This window comes from Pseudenterobacter timonensis (assembly GCF_900021175.1).
Taxonomy (GTDB): Bacteria; Pseudomonadota; Gammaproteobacteria; order Enterobacterales; family Enterobacteriaceae; genus Enterobacter; species Enterobacter timonensis.
The window spans coordinates 967,667-985,204 of record NZ_FCOP01000011.1 but is presented as its reverse complement, the minus strand read 5'-3'; the positions used below and the strand labels follow the sequence as shown (position 1 = coordinate 985,204).

The window sequence follows — 17,538 nt, the reverse complement described above, 5'->3', positions numbered from 1 at the left end:
ACCCGCCACGCTCTCGCGTGCCGGGTTTATGCGGATATCGCTAACGTCAGGCGTTTTTCAGCACTTCGCTGACAATCTCTACCGCTTCTTTTTCAATACGCAGGCGATGTTCTTCGCCCAGGAAACTTTCGCAATAGATTTTGTAGGCATCTTCCGTACCGGACGGACGCGCCGCGAACCAGCCGTTGTCGGTCATCACCTTCAGGCCGCCGATGGAGGCGCCGTTGCCCGGCGCTGCCGTCAGGCGCGCAGTGATAGGATCGCCCGCCAGGGTGCTGGCGCTGACCATCTCCGGAGAGAGTTTGGAGAGCGCTGACTTCTGGGCGGACGACGCGGCCGCCTGCAGACGGTTGTAGCTTGGCGCGCCGAAACGATCGGCCAGCTCGTTGTAATGCTCCTGCGGGTTTTTACCGGTCACGGCAGTGATTTCCGCCGCCAGCAGACACATGATGATACCGTCTTTGTCGGTGGACCACGGTGTGCCGTCAAAGCGCAGGAAAGAGGCGCCCGCGCTCTCTTCACCGCCAAAGCCGAAGCTGCCGTCATGCAAACCGTCAACAAACCACTTAAAGCCTACCGGCACTTCCACCAGCTTACGGCCAAGATCGTTAACCACGCGGTCGATCATGGCGGAAGAGACCAGCGTTTTCCCCACGGCAACCTCTTTGCCCCACTGCGGACGGTGCTGGAACAGGTAGTTGATCGCCACCGCCAGATAGTGGTTCGGGTTCATCAGCCCGGCCGGGGTCACGATACCGTGACGGTCATAGTCCGGGTCGTTGGCAAAGGCGAGATCAAATTTGTCGCGCAGCTGAAGCAGGCCCGCCATTGCGCACTCGGAGGAGCAGTCCATACGGATTGCGCCATCTTTATCAAGATGCATAAAGCGGAAAGTCTGATCGACCTGATCGTTCACGATGGTCAAATCGAGCTTGTAATACTCGCCGATGCGCTTCCAGTATTCGATACCGGAGCCGCCCAGCGGATCGACGCCGAGCTTCAGGCCCGCTTTCTGGATGGCCGCCATATCGACGATATCCGCCAGCCCTTCCACAAACGGCTGGATCAGATCCTGCTCTTTAACGTGTCCTGAGGCCATCGCCTCATCCAGCGAAATACGCTTCACGCCTTTCAGACCATCAGCCAGCAGCGCGTTGGCGCGGTCTTCCACCACTTTGGTGACGTTGGTATCAGCCGGGCCACCGTTAGGCGGGTTGTATTTGATACCGCCATCTTCCGGCGGGTTATGGGACGGGGTGATAACAATACCGTCAGCCTGCGGGCCGCCCTTTTTGTTATGCACCAGAATGGCGTTCGACACCGCTGGCGTAGGGGTGAAGCCATTATTTTCCTGGATAATGATGTCGACCCCATTGGCCGCCAGCACTTCCAGCACCGAAATAAACGCGGGTTCAGACAGCGCGTGGGTATCCTTGCCCACGTAGCACGGTCCGGTCACGCCGTTTTTGGCGCGCTCTTCCGCGATAGCCTGCGCAATGGCCAGAATATGCGGTTCGTTAAAACTGTGACGCCCCGCGCTGCCGCGGTGGCCAGAGGTACCAAACTTCACTGCGTGTTCTGCGTTGCCCGCCACCGGTTTCAGCACATAATACTGAGCGGTAAGCTGAGCGACGTTAATCAAATCGCTTTGTTGTGCAGGTTGGCCTGCACGGGTGTGATTTGCCATTGCGTGATCCTTTCTTGCAAGGGTTAGATTGTACCGCAAACCTTCTCAATCAATTCCGCCGGGAACTGCATCGACTGCATGATATGTTCAATCATGCTGCACTTGCGCCCGGTATTGGTATTGGTGATCACCCAGTACGGTGTGCCTGGGACATGTTTGGGCTTGGTTTGATTGCCGCTCTGCAGCAGCGTCTGCTCATCACCCGCAAAATAGACGCGGGTACGACCATGTAGCGACTCGGTCGCTTCGGCAAACGCGTGGTTATCCAGTGAATAAAGTGTAGTCAGCACCAGCATGAAACGGTTAACCGCTTTTCTCTGTTCGGCATATTCGTCCGACAGCAGCAGTTCGCGCATGGCGCGAACCTTATCTTTCACCGGGGAAGCCGGTGCAGCGGCCACCGCGGGCTGGGGCGCTTCTTTAACAGAAGGGGTAACGGGCTGTGTCGCGGCGGAAATTTTCAGCATACGCCGTAAAATGTCGGACGCGCTTTCGCCGATGTGCCGCGTATGGCTGGCGATGTATTGATAAAGCTCGTCATCAACTTCAATTGTTTTCATCTTTATCCAGTGCGATATCTTATCTGAATTGAAACAAGTCGTTGGGATTATAGGAGCTAATCCCAACCGCGAATAGGGTTAAACCTGAGAGGCGGCAAAAGTCGGATAAAACTGGGACCTTGCAGCCGGGCAGTAGAATGTTCACCATAATACCCTAACCTGACCCACGTAAAAAAAGAACTTTGCCATGAAATTGAATAGCCGAGCGCAATCTGCACAATCGCCGAACAACCACTCTCCCGTCGTGCTGGTGCACGGCCTTTTTGGCAGCCTTGATAACCTGGGCGTGCTGGCGCGCGATCTGGTGACCGATCGGGATATCCTGCAGGTGGATATGCGTAACCACGGCCTCTCTGAACGCTCCGCGCAGATGAACTACGCGGCGATGGCCCAGGACCTGCTGGATACCCTGGATGCGCACCATATCGAGAAAGCGACGCTGGTCGGCCACTCTATGGGCGGCAAAGCGGTAATGGCGCTCACCGCCCTGGCGCCGGAGCGGATCGACAAGCTGGTGGTGATCGATGTCGCCCCGGTGGATTACCAGGTTCGCCGCCACGATGAGATTTTTGCCGCCATTAACGCGGTAACCGCGGCGGGCGTTACCACGCGCCAGCAGGCGGCGGCGGTAATGCGTGACCATCTGAATGAAGAGGGGGTGGTGCAGTTTCTGCTGAAATCGTTCGTGGATGGAGCGTGGCGTTTTAACGTCCCGGTACTCTGGGATCGCTACGACGATATTGTCGGCTGGCAGCCGGTCCCCGCCTGGGCGCACCCTGTTCTGTTCATCGCCGGCGGTAACTCCCCCTACATCGCCGAAAGCCATCGTGACGCCCTGCTCGCCCAGTTTCCACAGGCGCGGGCGCATGTGATCGCCGGTGCTGGCCACTGGGTGCATGCTGAAAAGCCGGAAGCGGTGCTACGCGCCATTCGCCGCTATCTCGCCGAACCCGCAAACTGATTAAAAAGCCAGCGACTGGATGACTACAGGCCGCCAGTCGTTGGCGTGCCGATATCGGTGATGTATGATGTCGCGCTCATCGCCCCGGCATAAGCAGGGCTGCTTGTTTTCCCCGAACTCTCTGAATCATGGCCAAAGAACAAACGGACCGCACGACATTAGATCTGTTCGCGACTGAGCGTCGACCGGGACGACCGAAAACCAATCCGCTGTCGCGTGATGAACAGCTGCGCATCAACAAGCGCAACCAGCTTAAACGCGACAAAAGCCGCGGGCTTAAACGCGTCGAGCTGAAGCTCAACGCCCAGGCGGTCGACGCGCTGAACGAGCTGGCGGAAGCCCGCCAGATCAGCCGCAGCGAACTGATCGAAGCGATATTGCTGTCCCAGCTTGAGACGCTGCGCAGCAGTAAGTAAAAATCTGAAAAGCCGCGCAATCTTCCCAATCATGTAGCACAGAGTGCAGTCCCGCGTGATAGCAGTTTCCGCGAACTTGCCTGTTCTGCTATGATTGCCCTTATCCGTGGACAATTTGCGCCACCATACCATTAAGTTTCAAGAGGTTATTTTACTCATGGCAATCATCGGCATTTTTTTCGGCAGCGACACCGGTAATACTGAAAATATCGCAAAAAACATTCAGAAACAGCTAGGTAAAGATGTTGCCGATGTGCATGACATTGCCAAGAGCAGCAAAGAAGATCTCGAAGGTTACGATATTCTGCTGCTGGGCATCCCCACCTGGTACTACGGCGAAGCGCAGTGTGACTGGGACGATTTCTTCCCGACGCTGGAAGAGGTAGATTTCAACGGCAAACTCGTTGCCCTCTTCGGCTGCGGCGACCAGGAAGATTACGCTGAATATTTCTGTGATGCGCTGGGCACCATTCGCGACATCATCGAACCGCGCGGCGCGGCGATTGTGGGTCACTGGCCGACCGCTGGCTACCACTTCGAAGCCTCTAAAGGGCTGGCCGATGATGACCACTTCGTTGGTCTCGCCATTGATGAAGATCGCCAGCCAGAACTGACCGCCGAGCGCGTAGAGAAGTGGGTGAAACAGATCCGCGAAGAACTGAACCTCGACGCGATCCTGAACGCCTGATAGCGGATACGGCACAGCGTGCGCTGTGCCGCATTACAGGTTTGCCAATTAAATTAATTGCTACAAACTTTTAACTTTTGCGCTCATATCTGTACAATATCCCCGGGTTGAAGTGAATGCCAGCAGTCAACTTTGTTGGCGATACCACGTTTTTAACAGCATACTTTGCCTGAGGCTTGCAGTTTTCATTTAGTAATGGCAGTTCTATAATGAGACGCATTATCCCGGGTGCATTTTTATCACTTCTTGTTGAGAAGTGAATGTCTAGCAACAGGACAGATTCCGCATGACCGACAACAATACCGCATTAAAGAAGGCTGGCCTGAAAGTTACGCTTCCTCGGTTAAAAATCCTTGAAGTGCTTCAGGAGCCGGACAACCATCATGTCAGTGCGGAAGACTTATACAAACGTCTGATCGATATGGGCGAAGAGATTGGTCTGGCGACCGTTTACCGCGTCCTGAACCAGTTTGACGACGCGGGGATTGTCACCCGCCATAACTTCGAAGGCGGCAAATCCGTTTTTGAACTGACGCAGCAGCATCACCACGATCACCTTATCTGCCTCGACTGCGGCAAGGTGATTGAGTTCAGCGATGATTCCATCGAAGCGCGCCAGCGTGAAATCGCAGCGCGTCACGGTATCCGCCTGACCAACCACAGCCTTTACCTCTATGGTCACTGCGCTGAGGGCGACTGCCGCGAAGATGAACACGCGCACGACGCAAAATAATTTGCTCACACTCTGAGCCAGCCTGAAGGCTGGCTTTTTTTTGCCTGCCGCAGACGAAAAAAAGCCCGGTAGCCTGAGAGCTATCGGGCAAAACAGCATGGCATGTCATCAATCAGTTGGCGTTATTACTGCGGATCTCCTGCCAGATCTTATCGCAACGCTGAGTCACTTCCTGGTCGTTACCGGTTTTACGTGCCTGGATACAGGCCTGATAATCCATCACCCGCACGCTCTCCTGGTTCGCGAACTGCTCATGCTTCTTCTCTTTCTTCAGCACGATCAGCACGCTCTGACAGGCTTCAATTTTCTCCGGCGAACCTTGCGCTGTATTGATACAGGCGCTGTAGGCCTCTCTCAGACGGGAATCTTCCTGCGGCGCCTGCTGCTGGGAGCAGGCTGTCACTATTGAGGCGAACACCGCGACAAGCACAATTTTTTTCATCATAGGAACTCCGAACCGGCGGACCTGCACCCGCCGGAAGGTTTATCAGAAAATGGTGAACGGTGCGATAACCATAAATTTCACGTCGCGTTCATCCTGGAAGATGTTGCCATAACCGCCCGCATAGCTCGGAATGTCGGAATGGTTGTCATACTGCGTGAAGTGCAGCTTGAACAGCGTTCCTTTCGCGCGCCCTTCCTGAACGGTATACGCCGCATCCAGGCTGTAGGAGGACTCTTTCAGGCGATAATCGGGATCGTAGTAAGCGTCCGGCTGAGCCATATCACCCGGCTTCGCGTCCCAGGCGTAGGCGTAAGAGGCGCCCACCGCCCAGCCCGGCAGATTCCAGTTTTTCAGGTCATACATTGCGCCGAAGAAAACCGCTTTTTCGCCGTCGGCGTTGAAGTCGGAACGGTTATCCCACCAGATATCGAGACGACCGTTGGAGGAGGCGTAAGTCGGGGTCATACGCTGCAGGAAATAGCCCTGCTGCCCTTCCGCTCTGACCCAGGTTCCCTCCAGGCGCAAATCGACCTGACCGATTTTATAACCGAAGGTCAGCGCCTGCAGCCAGGCTGTGCCGTCATAGATATCGTTCGTGCCGCCGTCGCTAACTTTATCGCGGGTACCGTAGAACTGGTAGCTGGTGGCGAGCGGGCTGCCGGCCACATCGAATTTATAGCTGGCTTTCGCAAAGTACTGGTCGATATAGCCTTCCGCCTGACCAAATGCTGCCTCCAGCACCAGGTCATTTTTGAAGTCGTACTTCGCGCCCAGGGAGTGGAGATAGTCTACTTTAGTGGTTTTATCGTTCTGGTAGAACTTATCCATTTCGATATGCCACGGCGCTTTATACTCGTTGGTCCACATATAGGAGAAGCTCAGCGCCCCGGCATCGCCGTAGTCGAAATTAGCACCGGCTTCGGCGCCCTGATAGGTGCCCGGCATAAAGCTCCAGTGCGGCGCCAGCAGCGTCTGCCCGGTAGGCTGAATGTAGCCCGCGCGCGCCCAGACCGGGCCATATTTGAACTTAGCGGCCGCTTTATAGAGGCTGATACCGCTCTTATCGCCAGACCAGTCCTCATCGTAGGCTTTATTGCTGGAGGAGAAGGCGATTTCGTTCGGGTGCCCGCTGTCGCCATTTTCCGCCATTTCAATAGCGGTAAACGCGGCGATATCGATCCCGAACATATCCGCGGCATAGCCGGACTGGAAATCGAGGTTGGCGTTCCAGGTAGAGTGCGAAAGGTTTGTTTTATATTTATTGTCGGTAACGTCTTTACGGTCACGCTCACGCTGCCAGTAATAAATACCGCCCGTGAGAGTAGAATCTTCGATGAATCCTTCTGCATGGGCCTGCGGTGAAACGACCCAGCCAGACATAGCGGTGACCCCGGCAATAGCCAGCGCCAGCGTACTACGTTTGCCACTAAACGTACGCATAGTGTGTTCCTCTTTGACGATATAAAAACGCCCTAATGGCGTAAAAAATAAAAAGACCTGACGGTCGCAACAGCATCGGGAAAACCCCTGATGACCTGCTGTCTTAAGACTATTTTTCGTGACGCGAATTATCAATGCTTTTCCGTTACGAAAATGCAGGATTATGACGAAGTGCACATAATCAGTAGCGTTTTGAAATATCTATCAGTAAAGAGGTAAATAAAGGTTTATTAGGATAATTTCAGGGAGTTAACGTTATGATAGCGATTACATAAATGAATTTTGCAGGCAGGATCACATTTATTTATTACAAGCTTATTTGCTCTCCCGAATTAATTCTCTTTTACGTTATAAGAATATTCGGTCTTTCAGTAATACAAAAAACGCCGCATTGCGCGGCGTTTTCACAGCGAGCTTTATTCGCCCATTTTTGCCCACGTGTCACGCAGGCCCACGGTGCGGTTAAAGACCAACTTGTCTGCCGTGGCGTAGCGACTATCCAGGCAGAAATAGCCTTCGCGTTCGAACTGATACGCTTTGCCCGCTTCCGCCTCTTTCAGTGACGGCTCGGCATATCCCTGCTTAATCACCAGAGATTCCGGGTTGATGGTTGCCAGGAAATCTTCCGCCGCGCCCGGGTTCGGCACGCTGAACAGACGATCGTACAGGCGAATTTCAACCGGCAGCGCGTGCGCCGCGCTTACCCAGTGGATCACCCCTTTCACCTTGCGGCCGTCTGCCGGATCTTTGCTCAGCGTATCGGCATCGTAGGTGCAGAAAATAGTGGTGATATTCCCCTGCTCATCTTTTTCCACGCGCTCAGCCTTGATCACGTAAGCGTTACGCAGGCGCACCTCTTTACCCAGCACCAGGCGCTTGTACTGCTTGTTCGCCTCTTCGCGGAAGTCCGCGCGATCGATCCAGATTTCAGCGCTGAACGGCACCTCGCGGCTGCCCATCTCCGGCTTATTCGGATGGTTAGGCATGGCGACCATTTCGCTCTCGCCCTGGGGGTAGTTTTCGATAACCAGCTTAACCGGATCGATTACCGCCATGGCGCGCGGGGCGTTTTCGTTGAGATCTTCGCGAATGCAGGATTCCAGCGACGCCATCTCAATGGTGTTGTCCTGTTTGGTCACGCCGATGCGTTTGCAGAACTCACGGATGGACGCGGCAGTGTAGCCGCGACGGCGCAGGCCAGAGATAGTCGGCATACGCGGGTCGTCCCAGCCCTCGACGTGCTTGTCGGTCACCAGCAGGTTCAGCTTGCGCTTGGACATCACGGTATATTCCAGATTCAGGCGCGAAAATTCGTACTGGCGCGGATGAACCGGAATGGTGATGTTATCCAGCACCCAGTCGTAAAGACGACGGTTGTCCTGGAACTCCAGCGTACAGAGCGAGTGGGTGATCCCTTCCAGCGCATCGCTGATACAGTGGGTGAAATCATACATCGGGTAGATGCACCACTTGTTGCCGGTCTGATGGTGTTCAGCAAATTTAATACGGTAGAGCACCGGATCGCGCATCACGATAAACGGCGAGGCCATATCAATTTTGGCGCGCAGGCAGGCTTTACCCTCTTCAAACCCACCGGCACGCATTTTTTCAAACAGTTCGAGGTTTTCCGCCACGGAACGGTCGCGGTACGGGCTGTTTTTACCCGGCGCGGTCAGCGTGCCGCGATACTCGCGGATCTCATCGGCGGAAAGCTCATCCACATAGGCCAGCCCTTTGTTGATAAGCTCCACGGCATAGCCATAAAGCTTGTCAAAGTAGTCTGATGAATAGCAGATATCGCCAGACCAGTTAAAACCTAACCACTGCACATCGTTCTTGATGGACTCAACGTATTCGATATCTTCTTTTGCCGGGTTGGTGTCATCAAAACGCAGGTTGCACTGACCGTTATAATCCTGGGCAATGCCAAAGTTCAGGCAGATAGATTTCGCATGGCCGATATGCAGATAGCCGTTCGGCTCCGGCGGAAAACGGGTATGTACCGTGGTGTGCTTACCACTGGCCAGATCTTCATCGATGATCTGACGAATAAAGTTAGTCGGGCGGGCTTCAGCCTCACTCATCGTGGATTCCTCAAAGCGTAAACAACGTATAACGGCATATGATCTTATAAGCCGGACGTAGTGACAACACTTAGTTGCAGAAAAACGGGTGATTCTGCCTGATGCCCTCTCCTCTTCCCTGTTTTGCCGCTCAGGCTCCACGCCATGCAGCATGGTTTTACAGAGATAAAAAAAAGCGGCGAGGATTTTCCCCGCCGCTAAAGGCATTAACTCTACTCAGGAGCGATTACTTGCCTTTAATCTCATAGAGCGGCGTCTGGCCCGCAACCACCTGACCCTGCGCCTGGATCACCAGACCGCTGAAGTCATCGATGTTGCTGCATACCACCGGGCTGATCATCGAGCGCGCGTTGGCGTTCAGGTAGTCGAGATCCATCTCCAGGATCGGCTGACCTGCGGTCACTTCCGCCCCCTCTTCCACCAGACGTTTGAAGCCCTGGCCGTTCAGCGCGACGGTATCAATCCCCATATGCACCACAATCTCCGCGCCTTTCTCCGTTTCCAGGCAGAACGCGTGGTTGGTATTGAAGATTTTTACAATCGTACCCGCAGCCGGGGAGACGACGAGTTTGTCCGTCGGCTTCACCGCCACGCCATCGCCAACCGCTTTGCTGGCGAAAGCCTCGTCAGGAACCTGATCCAGCGCGACAACATCACCGGTGACCGGTGAAACCAGCGCCGCGATAGTTTGCGCGTTCGCTACCGCCTGCGGTTTAGCCGCAGTGATCGCGGCGGCAGGCTCAGCCTGAACCGGCGCCGCAGCGGCAACCGGACCGCGGGCGATAACGCGCTTCATGGCGTCGCCGATCGATTCCGCTTTCGCACCCACGATAACCTGGATGCTCTGCTTGTTCAGTTTCACCACGCCGGATGCACCCAGGCGTTTACAGGCCGCGTCATTCACCCGACCAGAATCCATAACGGTCAGACGCAGACGGGTAATACAGGCGTCGATGCCTTTCAGGTTATCGCTACCGCCGACGGCGGCAATGTAGCTGGTTGCCAGCTGAGAGAGCCCTTCTTCGGTGTTGCTGTTCGCTTCGTCAGTCACGACGTCGTTATCAGTATCTTCGCGACCCGGCGTTTTGAGGTTAAACATACGAATAACCGCACTGAACAGCACGAAGTAGACGATAAAGAAGACCACGCCCATCACGATCAGCATCCAGACGTTCTGGCTGGCTGCCGGCAGGCTGTACATCAGAACGTAGTCGATAGCCCCTGCGGAGAAGGAGAAGCCCGCATGGATACCCAGCGCCGTCGCGATAAACAGGCTGATACCGGTCAGAATGGCATGCAGCAGATAGAGCAGCGGCGCCAGGAACATGAAGAGAAATTCCAGCGGCTCGGTCACGCCGGTCAGGAAAGCGGTTACCGCTACGGAGAGCAGCATCCCGCCCACCATCGGACGACGCGCTTTCGGGGCGGCAAAGTACATCGCCAGCGCCGCGCCAGGCAGACCGAACATCATGATCGGGAAGAAGCCAGACATAAACATGCCCGCGGTGCCGTCACCCGCATAGAAGCGGTTAATGTCGCCATGGAACACGGTGCCCGCCGCGTTGGTGAACTCCCCAATCTGGAACCAGGCGATGGTATTCAGCACCTGATGCAGACCGGTCGGGATCAGCAGACGGTTGATGAAACCGAAGATGCCCGCACCCATCGCGCCTGCAGAGACGATCCACTCGCCGCCTGCGTGAATGGCATGCTGCACCGGCGGCCAGACGTAGCCAAAGATAGCCGCCAGCACCAGACAGAAGAAACCGGTCGCAATCGGTACGAAACGTTTGCCGCCAAAGAAGCTCAGGAAGTCAGGCAGCTTGATATTTGCCCAACGGTTATAAACGGCGCCGCCGACCAGGCCGGTGATAATCCCCGCCAGCACGCCCATATTAATCTCTGGATTGATGGTCACCATGGCTTTGGTCAGCACAAAGTAACCTACCGCCCCGGCCAGCGCAGCCGAACCGGCGTTGTCTTTAGACCAGGTCGAAGCAACCCCGATGGCGAAAATGAGCGCCAGGTTGTCGAAAATCGCCCCGCCTGCCTGGGCGATAAACGCCACATTAAGCAGATCGGGTTGACCAAATCGCAGCAGCAGCGCCGCGACAGGCAGCACCGCGATAGGGAGCTGTAAAGCCCTACCGAGCCGCTGAAAAAAACCTAAAATATTCATCCTATTCCCCCTACGAGCCCCCGCTTCAAGGCCCGTTGCAAACGATGTTTTTTATTGTGTCAATAACGCATTACTACCGTTGATGAATCACTGGCTCTGTGAGTGTGTGGAAAATTAATTCGTATCGCAAATTAAACGCATACTTTTTGTGATTTTTGTCACCAAATATCGTTTATAACCCTCCCTGACGCTGGCTAACATCGAAAACTTATTTTATCATTCAAAAAATCAAAACGGATTGCTCCTGCTCCCCGAGATCCAGGTTACGCTTACATCAGGTCCAGGCGCCTTATCCGCCCACGCTTTCAACAAACTTTAGAGGTGAACAATGAGACTGATTCCCCTGGCTACAGCTGAACAAGTCGGTAAATGGGCCGCGCGCCATATCGTTAACCGCATCAACGCGTTCAAACCGACCGCCGACCGCCCTTTCGTACTGGGTCTGCCGACCGGCGGCACGCCGCTGACCGCCTATAAAGCGCTGGTTGAAATGCATAAAGCGGGCCAGGTCAGCTTCAAACATGTCGTCACCTTCAACATGGACGAGTATGTCGGCCTGCCGAAGGAGCATCCGGAGAGCTACCATAGCTTTATGCACCGGAATTTCTTTGATCACGTTGATATTCCGGCTGAAAACATTAACCTCCTGAACGGAAACGCGCCTGATATTGATGCAGAATGCCGCCAGTATGAAGAAAAAATTCGTGCTTACGGTAAAATTCACCTCTTTATGGGCGGCGTGGGTAACGACGGTCACATCGCCTTTAACGAACCGGCCTCTTCGCTGGCTTCTCGCACCCGCATCAAAACCCTGACTCACGACACCCGCGTAGCAAACTCCCGTTTCTTCGACGGCGATGTGGATCAGGTGCCTAAGTATGCGCTGACCGTTGGCGTGGGTACGCTGCTGGATGCCGAAGAGGTGATGATTCTGGTGCTGGGCCATCAGAAAGCCCAGGCGCTGCAGGCCGCCGTCGAAGGTAACGTAAACCACATGTGGACCATCAGCTGCCTGCAGCTGCATCCGAAAGCCGTGGTGGTGTGTGACGAGCCGTCCACCATGGAGCTGAAGGTGAAAACGCTGAAATATTTCAACGAGCTGGAAGCAGAAAACATTAAAGGTCTGTAATTGAATAACCGCCTCTTACCCGGAGGCGGTCGCATTTTTAAACCGGGGGTCCTATGTACGCTTTAACCCACGGTCGGATTTATACCGGCCATGAAATTCTGGATGACCATGCGATTGTGATCGCCAACGGTCTGATTGAACGTCTCTGCCCGCTGGCTGATTTGCCGCCGGAGATTGAACAGCGCTCGCTCAACGGAGCGATCGTCTCCCCCGGTTTTATCGACGTACAGCTTAACGGCTGCGGCGGCGTCCAGTTCAACGACACGGCGGAAGCGGTCACCGTTGAAACGCTGGAGATTATGCAGAAGGCGAATGAAAAATCGGGCTGCACCAGTTTCCTGCCGACGCTCATCACCGCCAGCGACGATCTGATGAAACAGGGTATTCGCGTCATGCGTGAATATCTGGCAAAACACCCGAATCAGGCGCTGGGTCTGCATCTGGAAGGGCCATGGCTGAATATGGTCAAAAAAGGCACCCACAACCCGGATTACGTGCGTAAGCCCGATGCCGAGCTGGTGGATTGCCTCTGCGCCAACGCCGATGTCATCACCAAAGTGACGCTGGCGCCGGAGATGGTTGAGCCGGAAGTGATTAGCAAGCTCGCCGCCGCCGGTATCGTTGTCTCCGCCGGACACTCTAACGCCACGCTGAAAGAGGCGAAGATCGGCTTTCGCGCCGGGATCACCTTCGCCACCCACCTTTTCAACGCCATGCCTTACATTACCGGCCGTGAGCCGGGGCTGACCGGGGCGATTTTTGACGAGCCGGATATTTACTGCGGCATCATCGCTGACGGGCTGCATGTGGATTACGCGAACATCCGTACCGCCAAACGTCTGAAGGGTGACAAGCTCTGCCTGGTGACCGACGCCACCGCGCCGGCGGGGGCAAATATTGACGAGTTCATTTTTGCCGGTAAAACAATATACTATCGAAATGGACTTTGCGTGGATGAGAACGGCACCCTCAGCGGCTCGTCACTGACCATGATCGAAGGCGTGCGCAATCTGGTGGAACATTGCGGCATCGCGCTGGATGAGGTGCTGCGCATGGCGACGCTCTACCCGGCACGCGCGATTGGCGTGGATCGGCAACTGGGCACGATTGCGCCAGGACAGGTAGCAAATCTGACCGCATTCACGCGAGATTATAAAATTATTAAGACCATCGTTAATGGTAACGAGGTCGTCACTGAGTAAGTAAACGTATGACTTCTGGCGGACAAGCTCCAATTGGTAACGTTGATCTCGTAAAACAACTTAACGGCGCGGCTGTTTATCGCCTGATTGACCAGCATGGTCCCATCTCGCGGATACAGATAGCCGAACAGAGCCAGCTTGCCCCCGCCAGCGTCACGAAAATTACGCGCCAGCTCATTGAGCGCGGGCTGATCAAAGAGGTCGATCAGCAGGCTTCCACCGGGGGCCGCCGCGCTATCTCCATCGTCACCGAAACCCGCCATTTTCATGCGATAGGCGTGCGTCTTGGCCGCCATGACACCACCCTGACGCTCTACGATCTGAGCAGCAAAGCGATCGCCGAGGAACATTATCCCCTGCCGGAACGCACCCAGGAAACTCTGGAGCATGCCCTGCTCAACACCATCGCGCAGTTTATTGACGCCTGTCAGCGGAAAATCCGCGAGCTGATCGCCATCTCGGTGATCCTCCCGGGGCTGGTTGATCCGGAGAGCGGCATCATTCGCTATATGCCGCATATCGCAGTGGAAAACTGGCACCTGGTGGAGGCGCTGGAAAAACGTTTCAGAGTGACCTGCTTTGTTGGCCATGACATTCGCAGTCTGGCGCTGGCGGAGCACTATTTCGGTGCAAGCCAGGACTGCGAAGACTCTATTCTGGTGCGCGTCCACCGGGGGACCGGCGCGGGCATCATCTCCAACGGGCGCATTTTTATTGGCCGTAACGGCAACGTCGGTGAGATTGGTCATATCCAGGTCGATCCGCTGGGAGTGCGCTGCCACTGCGGCAACTTCGGCTGTCTGGAGACTGTCGCTGCCAACGCCGCCATTGAACAGCGCGTCCGCCATCTTATTGAACAGGGCTACCCTACCCGCATCACGCTGGATGAATGTAAGATCGGCTCCATCTGTAAAGCCGCCACCAAAGGGGATCCGCTGGCGTGCGAGGTTATCGAACAGGTAGGACGCCATCTTGGTAAAACCATCGCCATCGCTATCAACCTCTTTAACCCGCAAAAGATTGTGATTGCCGGCGAGATTACCGAAGCGGAAAAGGTTCTGCTGCCGGCGATTGAGAGCTGTATTAATACCCAGGCGCTGAAGGCCTTTCGCCAGAATCTGCCGGTGGTGCGCTCCGCGCTGGATGACCGGTCGGCCATCGGCGCTTTTGCACTGGTAAAACGCGCCATGCTTAACGGGGTTCTGCTCCAGCGTTTGCTGGAAAGTTAAGAGCGATTTATAGTTACGCCTTCTTTTTTACAGTGTCGGGTAGTTCATGACCATTCAGAATGTGATTTGCGATATTGACGGCGTGCTGATGCATGACAACGTGGCGGTGCCAGGCGCGGGCGAGTTTCTGAACCGCATCATCGAGAAAGGCATGCCCCTGGTCCTGCTGACTAACTATCCGTCGCAGACCGGCCAGGATCTGGCTAACCGCTTTGCAACGGCAGGCATTGATGTGCCCGCCAGCGTCTTTTACACCTCAGCGATGGCGACGGCAGATTTTCTCAAGCGTCAGGAAGGTAAAAAAGCCTACGTGGTGGGCGAAGGCGCGCTCATTCATGAACTTTATAAAGCCGGTTTTACCATCACCGACGTCAATCCCGATTTTGTTATCGTGGGCGAAACGCGCTCCTATAACTGGGAAATGATGCACAAAGCCTCCTGGTTTGTCGCCAACGGCGCGCGCTTTATTGCGACGAACCCGGATACCCACGGTCGCGGCTTTTATCCCGCCTGCGGCGCGCTCTGCGCCGGGATTGAGAAAATCTCCGGACGTACCCCGTTTTATGTCGGCAAACCGAGCCCGTGGATTATTCGCGCGGCGCTCAACGCCATGCAGGCGCACTCGGAACAGACGGTTATTGTCGGCGATAACCTGCGTACCGATATTCTGGCTGGTTTTCAGGCGGGACTGGAGACCATTCTGGTGCTGTCGGGCGTCTCGACCATTGACGATGTGGATACCATGCCCTTCCGCCCCGACTGGATTTACCCCTCTGTGGCAGAAGTTGATCTTTTCTGATTTCGGCCACGCCCTTGCGCGTGGCGGCCCCACCCTGAACTCATCTAATAAAATCGCCCTTTTACTGACAAACCATCAATAATCTCCCGCCATACATAAGCAATTTTCAACAATCGGCAACGTGCGTTGCGCTTTTTCTCTTTTACCCGCTAAAAGCCTTGCGCCCGGCGGCGGTTTTGCGGCATTTTCATAAGCAAGCAACATCACACAGCAACAGGGTTAATGGAGAAGGTTATGTGTTCAATTTTTGGCGTACTGGATATTAAAACTGACGCAGGCGAGCTGCGTAAAAAGGCGCTGGAGCTCTCCCGCCTGATGCGCCACCGCGGGCCTGACTGGTCTGGCGTTTATGCCTGCGACAACGCCATTCTGGCGCATGAACGTTTATCGATTGTCGACGTCAACGCTGGCGCCCAGCCGCTTTATAATGAGAAAAAAACCCATGCGCTGGCGGTAAACGGTGAAATCTACAACCATCAGGCGCTGCGCGCGGAATATGGCGACCGCTACGCCTTTCAAACCGGCTCCGACTGCGAGGTGATCCTCGCCCTCTATCAGGAGAAAGGGCCGGAGTTTCTGGACGATCTGCAGGGTATGTTTGCCTTCGTACTCTACGACAGCGAAAAAGACGCTTACCTGATTGGTCGCGATCATATCGGCATTATCCCGCTCTACATGGGGCATGACGAGCATGGCAACTTCTATGTCGCCTCAGAGATGAAGGCGCTGGTGCCGGTTTGCCGCACCATTAAAGAGTTCCCGGCGGGAAGTTATCTCTGGAGTCAGGACGGCGAAATCCGCTCTTACTACCAGCGTGACTGGTTCGACTATGAGGCGGTAAAAGATAACGTGACCGACAAAGCCGAGCTGCGTCAGGCGCTGGAAGAGGCGGTGAAAAGCCACCTGATGTCTGACGTGCCTTATGGCGTATTGCTCTCAGGCGGCCTGGACTCGTCGATTATCTCCGCCATTACCAAAAAATTTGCTGCGCGCCGCGTGGAAGATCAGGAGCGCTCCGAGGCCTGGTGGCCACAGCTGCACTCCTTTGCCGTGGGTCTGGAAGGCGCCCCCGATTTGAAAGCCGCGCAGGAAGTGGCGAACCATCTCGGCACCGTGCACCATGAAATCCACTTCACCGTACAGGAAGGCCTCGACGCCATCCGCGACGTGATTTACCACATTGAAACCTATGACGTCACCACCATTCGCGCCTCCACGCCGATGTACCTGATGTCGCGCAAAATCAAAGCGATGGGGATCAAGATGGTGCTCTCCGGGGAGGGCTCCGATGAGGTGTTCGGCGGCTACCTCTACTTCCATAAGGCGCCGGACGCCAGAGAGCTGCACGAAGAGACGGTGCGCAAGCTGCAGGCGCTGCATATGTTCGACTGCGCCCGCGCCAACAAAGCGATGTCCGCCTGGGGCGTTGAAGCGCGAGTGCCATTCCTTGATAAGAAATTCCTCGATGTGGCAATGCGCATCAACCCTCAGGACAAGATGTGCGGCAACGGCAAAATGGAAAAGCATATTCTGCGTGAATGCTTTGAATCCTACCTGCCGGCAAGCGTGGCATGGCGTCAAAAAGAGCAGTTCTCCGACGGCGTCGGCTATAGCTGGATCGACACCCTGAAAGAGGTGGCCGCGAAGCAGATTTCCGATCAACAACTGGAAACCGCCAGCTTCCGCTTCCCCTATAACACGCCGGTCTCCAAAGAGGCTTATCTCTATCGCGAGATCTTCGAGGAGCTCTTCCCGGTACCGAGCGCAGCGGAGTGCGTGCCGGGCGGTCCGTCCGTCGCCTGCTCTTCCGCTAAGGCGATCGAATGGGATGAAGCCTTTAAAACCATGAACGATCCGTCAGGCCGCGCGGTGGGCGTCCATCAGGCTGCCTATTGATCTTAACGCGGTTCGTCAGGAGGCCCCAAGGGGCCTCTTTTTTTGCCCTTTTTCGCTGGACAAAAACGATAAATAACCAATAATTGCCGA

Annotated in this window: 15 protein-coding genes; 9 read left to right on the top strand and 6 right to left on the bottom strand. The window is 55.2% G+C overall.

All coding sequences use genetic code 11. The features are described 5' to 3' along the window. Window positions 1-46: 46 nt before the first annotated feature. A complete protein-coding gene (gene pgm / locus BN3796_RS10965; protein ID WP_061708370.1) occupies window positions 47-1,687 on the bottom strand; it encodes a phosphoglucomutase (alpha-D-glucose-1,6-bisphosphate-dependent) in 1,641 nt (546 codons plus the stop codon). Window positions 1,688-1,710: 23 nt separating this feature from the next. After that, window positions 1,711-2,247 (bottom strand): replication initiation negative regulator SeqA, encoded by a 537-nt coding sequence (seqA, locus tag BN3796_RS10960; protein ID WP_061708369.1) that lies wholly within the window; start codon window positions 2,245-2,247, stop codon window positions 1,711-1,713. Between the two features lie 187 nt (window positions 2,248-2,434). Here seqA and ybfF point away from each other — a divergent pair, with 187 nt between their 5' ends. From ybfF to fur, 4 genes are all read left to right on the top strand, one after another. Then, the gene (gene ybfF, locus BN3796_RS10955) at window positions 2,435-3,208 is read left to right on the top strand and encodes an esterase (RefSeq protein ID WP_061708368.1); all 774 of its coding nucleotides are present in this window, start codon (window positions 2,435-2,437) and stop codon (window positions 3,206-3,208) included. 128 nt (window positions 3,209-3,336) lie between these two features. Then, window positions 3,337-3,624, top strand: coding sequence for a LexA regulated protein (gene ybfE, locus BN3796_RS10950; protein WP_061708367.1), 288 nt, complete (start codon window positions 3,337-3,339; stop codon window positions 3,622-3,624). A 157-nt stretch (window positions 3,625-3,781) separates the two neighbouring features. Then, entirely contained in the window at window positions 3,782-4,312 is a 531-nt protein-coding gene (gene fldA / locus BN3796_RS10945; RefSeq protein WP_061708366.1) for a flavodoxin FldA, read from the top strand. Window positions 4,313-4,598: 286 nt separating this feature from the next. Then, window positions 4,599-5,045: a ferric iron uptake transcriptional regulator gene (fur, locus tag BN3796_RS10940; RefSeq protein WP_061708365.1), complete on the top strand. Its 447-nt coding sequence runs from the start codon at window positions 4,599-4,601 to the stop codon at window positions 5,043-5,045. A gap of 112 nt (window positions 5,046-5,157) precedes the next feature. Here fur and chiQ read toward each other — a convergent pair whose 3' ends face one another. The 4 genes from chiQ to nagE form a co-directional block, all read right to left on the bottom strand. Next, window positions 5,158-5,487: a ChiQ/YbfN family lipoprotein gene (chiQ, locus tag BN3796_RS10935; RefSeq protein WP_061708843.1), complete on the bottom strand. Its 330-nt coding sequence runs from the start codon at window positions 5,485-5,487 to the stop codon at window positions 5,158-5,160. Between the two features lie 45 nt (window positions 5,488-5,532). Continuing rightward, window positions 5,533-6,930, bottom strand: coding sequence for a chitoporin ChiP (gene chiP, locus BN3796_RS10930; RefSeq protein WP_061708364.1), 1,398 nt, complete (start codon window positions 6,928-6,930; stop codon window positions 5,533-5,535). A 416-nt stretch (window positions 6,931-7,346) separates the two neighbouring features. Then, on the bottom strand, window positions 7,347-9,014 hold the full coding sequence (gene glnS / locus BN3796_RS10925; protein ID WP_061708363.1) for a glutamine--tRNA ligase: 1,668 nt from the start codon (window positions 9,012-9,014) through the stop codon (window positions 7,347-7,349). Between the two features lie 226 nt (window positions 9,015-9,240). Beyond that, window positions 9,241-11,193, bottom strand: a complete 1,953-nt coding sequence (nagE, locus tag BN3796_RS10920; RefSeq protein WP_061708362.1) for a PTS N-acetyl glucosamine transporter subunit IIABC — start codon at window positions 11,191-11,193, stop codon at window positions 9,241-9,243. A gap of 328 nt (window positions 11,194-11,521) precedes the next feature. Between nagE and nagB the strand changes: the two genes are divergently transcribed. The 5 genes from nagB to asnB all read left to right on the top strand — a co-directional run bounded on the left by nagB (window position 11,522) and on the right by asnB (window position 17,448). Further along, a complete protein-coding gene (gene nagB / locus BN3796_RS10915; RefSeq protein WP_061708361.1) occupies window positions 11,522-12,322 on the top strand; it encodes a glucosamine-6-phosphate deaminase in 801 nt (266 codons plus the stop codon). 53 nt (window positions 12,323-12,375) lie between these two features. After that, the gene (gene nagA, locus BN3796_RS10910; protein ID WP_061708360.1) at window positions 12,376-13,524 is read left to right on the top strand and encodes an N-acetylglucosamine-6-phosphate deacetylase; all 1,149 of its coding nucleotides are present in this window, start codon (window positions 12,376-12,378) and stop codon (window positions 13,522-13,524) included. A gap of 8 nt (window positions 13,525-13,532) precedes the next feature. Next, window positions 13,533-14,753 carry a DNA-binding transcriptional regulator NagC gene (gene nagC / locus BN3796_RS10905; RefSeq protein ID WP_061708359.1) on the top strand — a complete coding sequence of 407 codons (1,221 nt, stop codon included), beginning with the start codon at window positions 13,533-13,535 and terminating at the stop codon, window positions 14,751-14,753. A gap of 46 nt (window positions 14,754-14,799) precedes the next feature. Continuing rightward, a complete protein-coding gene (locus BN3796_RS10900; protein WP_061708358.1) occupies window positions 14,800-15,552 on the top strand; it encodes an HAD-IIA family hydrolase in 753 nt (250 codons plus the stop codon). A gap of 234 nt (window positions 15,553-15,786) precedes the next feature. Continuing rightward, window positions 15,787-17,448, top strand: coding sequence for an asparagine synthase B (asnB, locus tag BN3796_RS10895; protein ID WP_061708357.1), 1,662 nt, complete (start codon window positions 15,787-15,789; stop codon window positions 17,446-17,448). The last annotated feature ends 90 nt before the right edge of the window (window positions 17,449-17,538 follow it).

Coding starts and splice junctions, on each gene's coding strand:
- ybfF (WP_061708368.1), top strand. CDS start 2,435: ATGAAATTGAATAGCCGAGCGCAATCTGCACAATCGCCGAACAACCAC.
- asnB (WP_061708357.1), top strand. CDS start 15,787: ATGTGTTCAATTTTTGGCGTACTGGATATTAAAACTGACGCAGGCGAG.
- BN3796_RS10900 (WP_061708358.1), top strand. CDS start 14,800: ATGACCATTCAGAATGTGATTTGCGATATTGACGGCGTGCTGATGCAT.
- nagB (WP_061708361.1), top strand. CDS start 11,522: ATGAGACTGATTCCCCTGGCTACAGCTGAACAAGTCGGTAAATGGGCC.
- nagC (WP_061708359.1), top strand. CDS start 13,533: ATGACTTCTGGCGGACAAGCTCCAATTGGTAACGTTGATCTCGTAAAA.
- nagA (WP_061708360.1), top strand. CDS start 12,376: ATGTACGCTTTAACCCACGGTCGGATTTATACCGGCCATGAAATTCTG.
- fldA (WP_061708366.1), top strand. CDS start 3,782: ATGGCAATCATCGGCATTTTTTTCGGCAGCGACACCGGTAATACTGAA.
- seqA (WP_061708369.1), bottom strand. CDS start 2,247: ATGAAAACAATTGAAGTTGATGACGAGCTTTATCAATACATCGCCAGC.
- ybfE (WP_061708367.1), top strand. CDS start 3,337: ATGGCCAAAGAACAAACGGACCGCACGACATTAGATCTGTTCGCGACT.
- nagE (WP_061708362.1), bottom strand. CDS start 11,193: ATGAATATTTTAGGTTTTTTTCAGCGGCTCGGTAGGGCTTTACAGCTC.
- glnS (WP_061708363.1), bottom strand. CDS start 9,014: ATGAGTGAGGCTGAAGCCCGCCCGACTAACTTTATTCGTCAGATCATC.
- chiQ (WP_061708843.1), bottom strand. CDS start 5,487: ATGAAAAAAATTGTGCTTGTCGCGGTGTTCGCCTCAATAGTGACAGCC.
- chiP (WP_061708364.1), bottom strand. CDS start 6,930: ATGCGTACGTTTAGTGGCAAACGTAGTACGCTGGCGCTGGCTATTGCC.
- pgm (WP_061708370.1), bottom strand. CDS start 1,687: ATGGCAAATCACACCCGTGCAGGCCAACCTGCACAACAAAGCGATTTG.
- fur (WP_061708365.1), top strand. CDS start 4,599: ATGACCGACAACAATACCGCATTAAAGAAGGCTGGCCTGAAAGTTACG.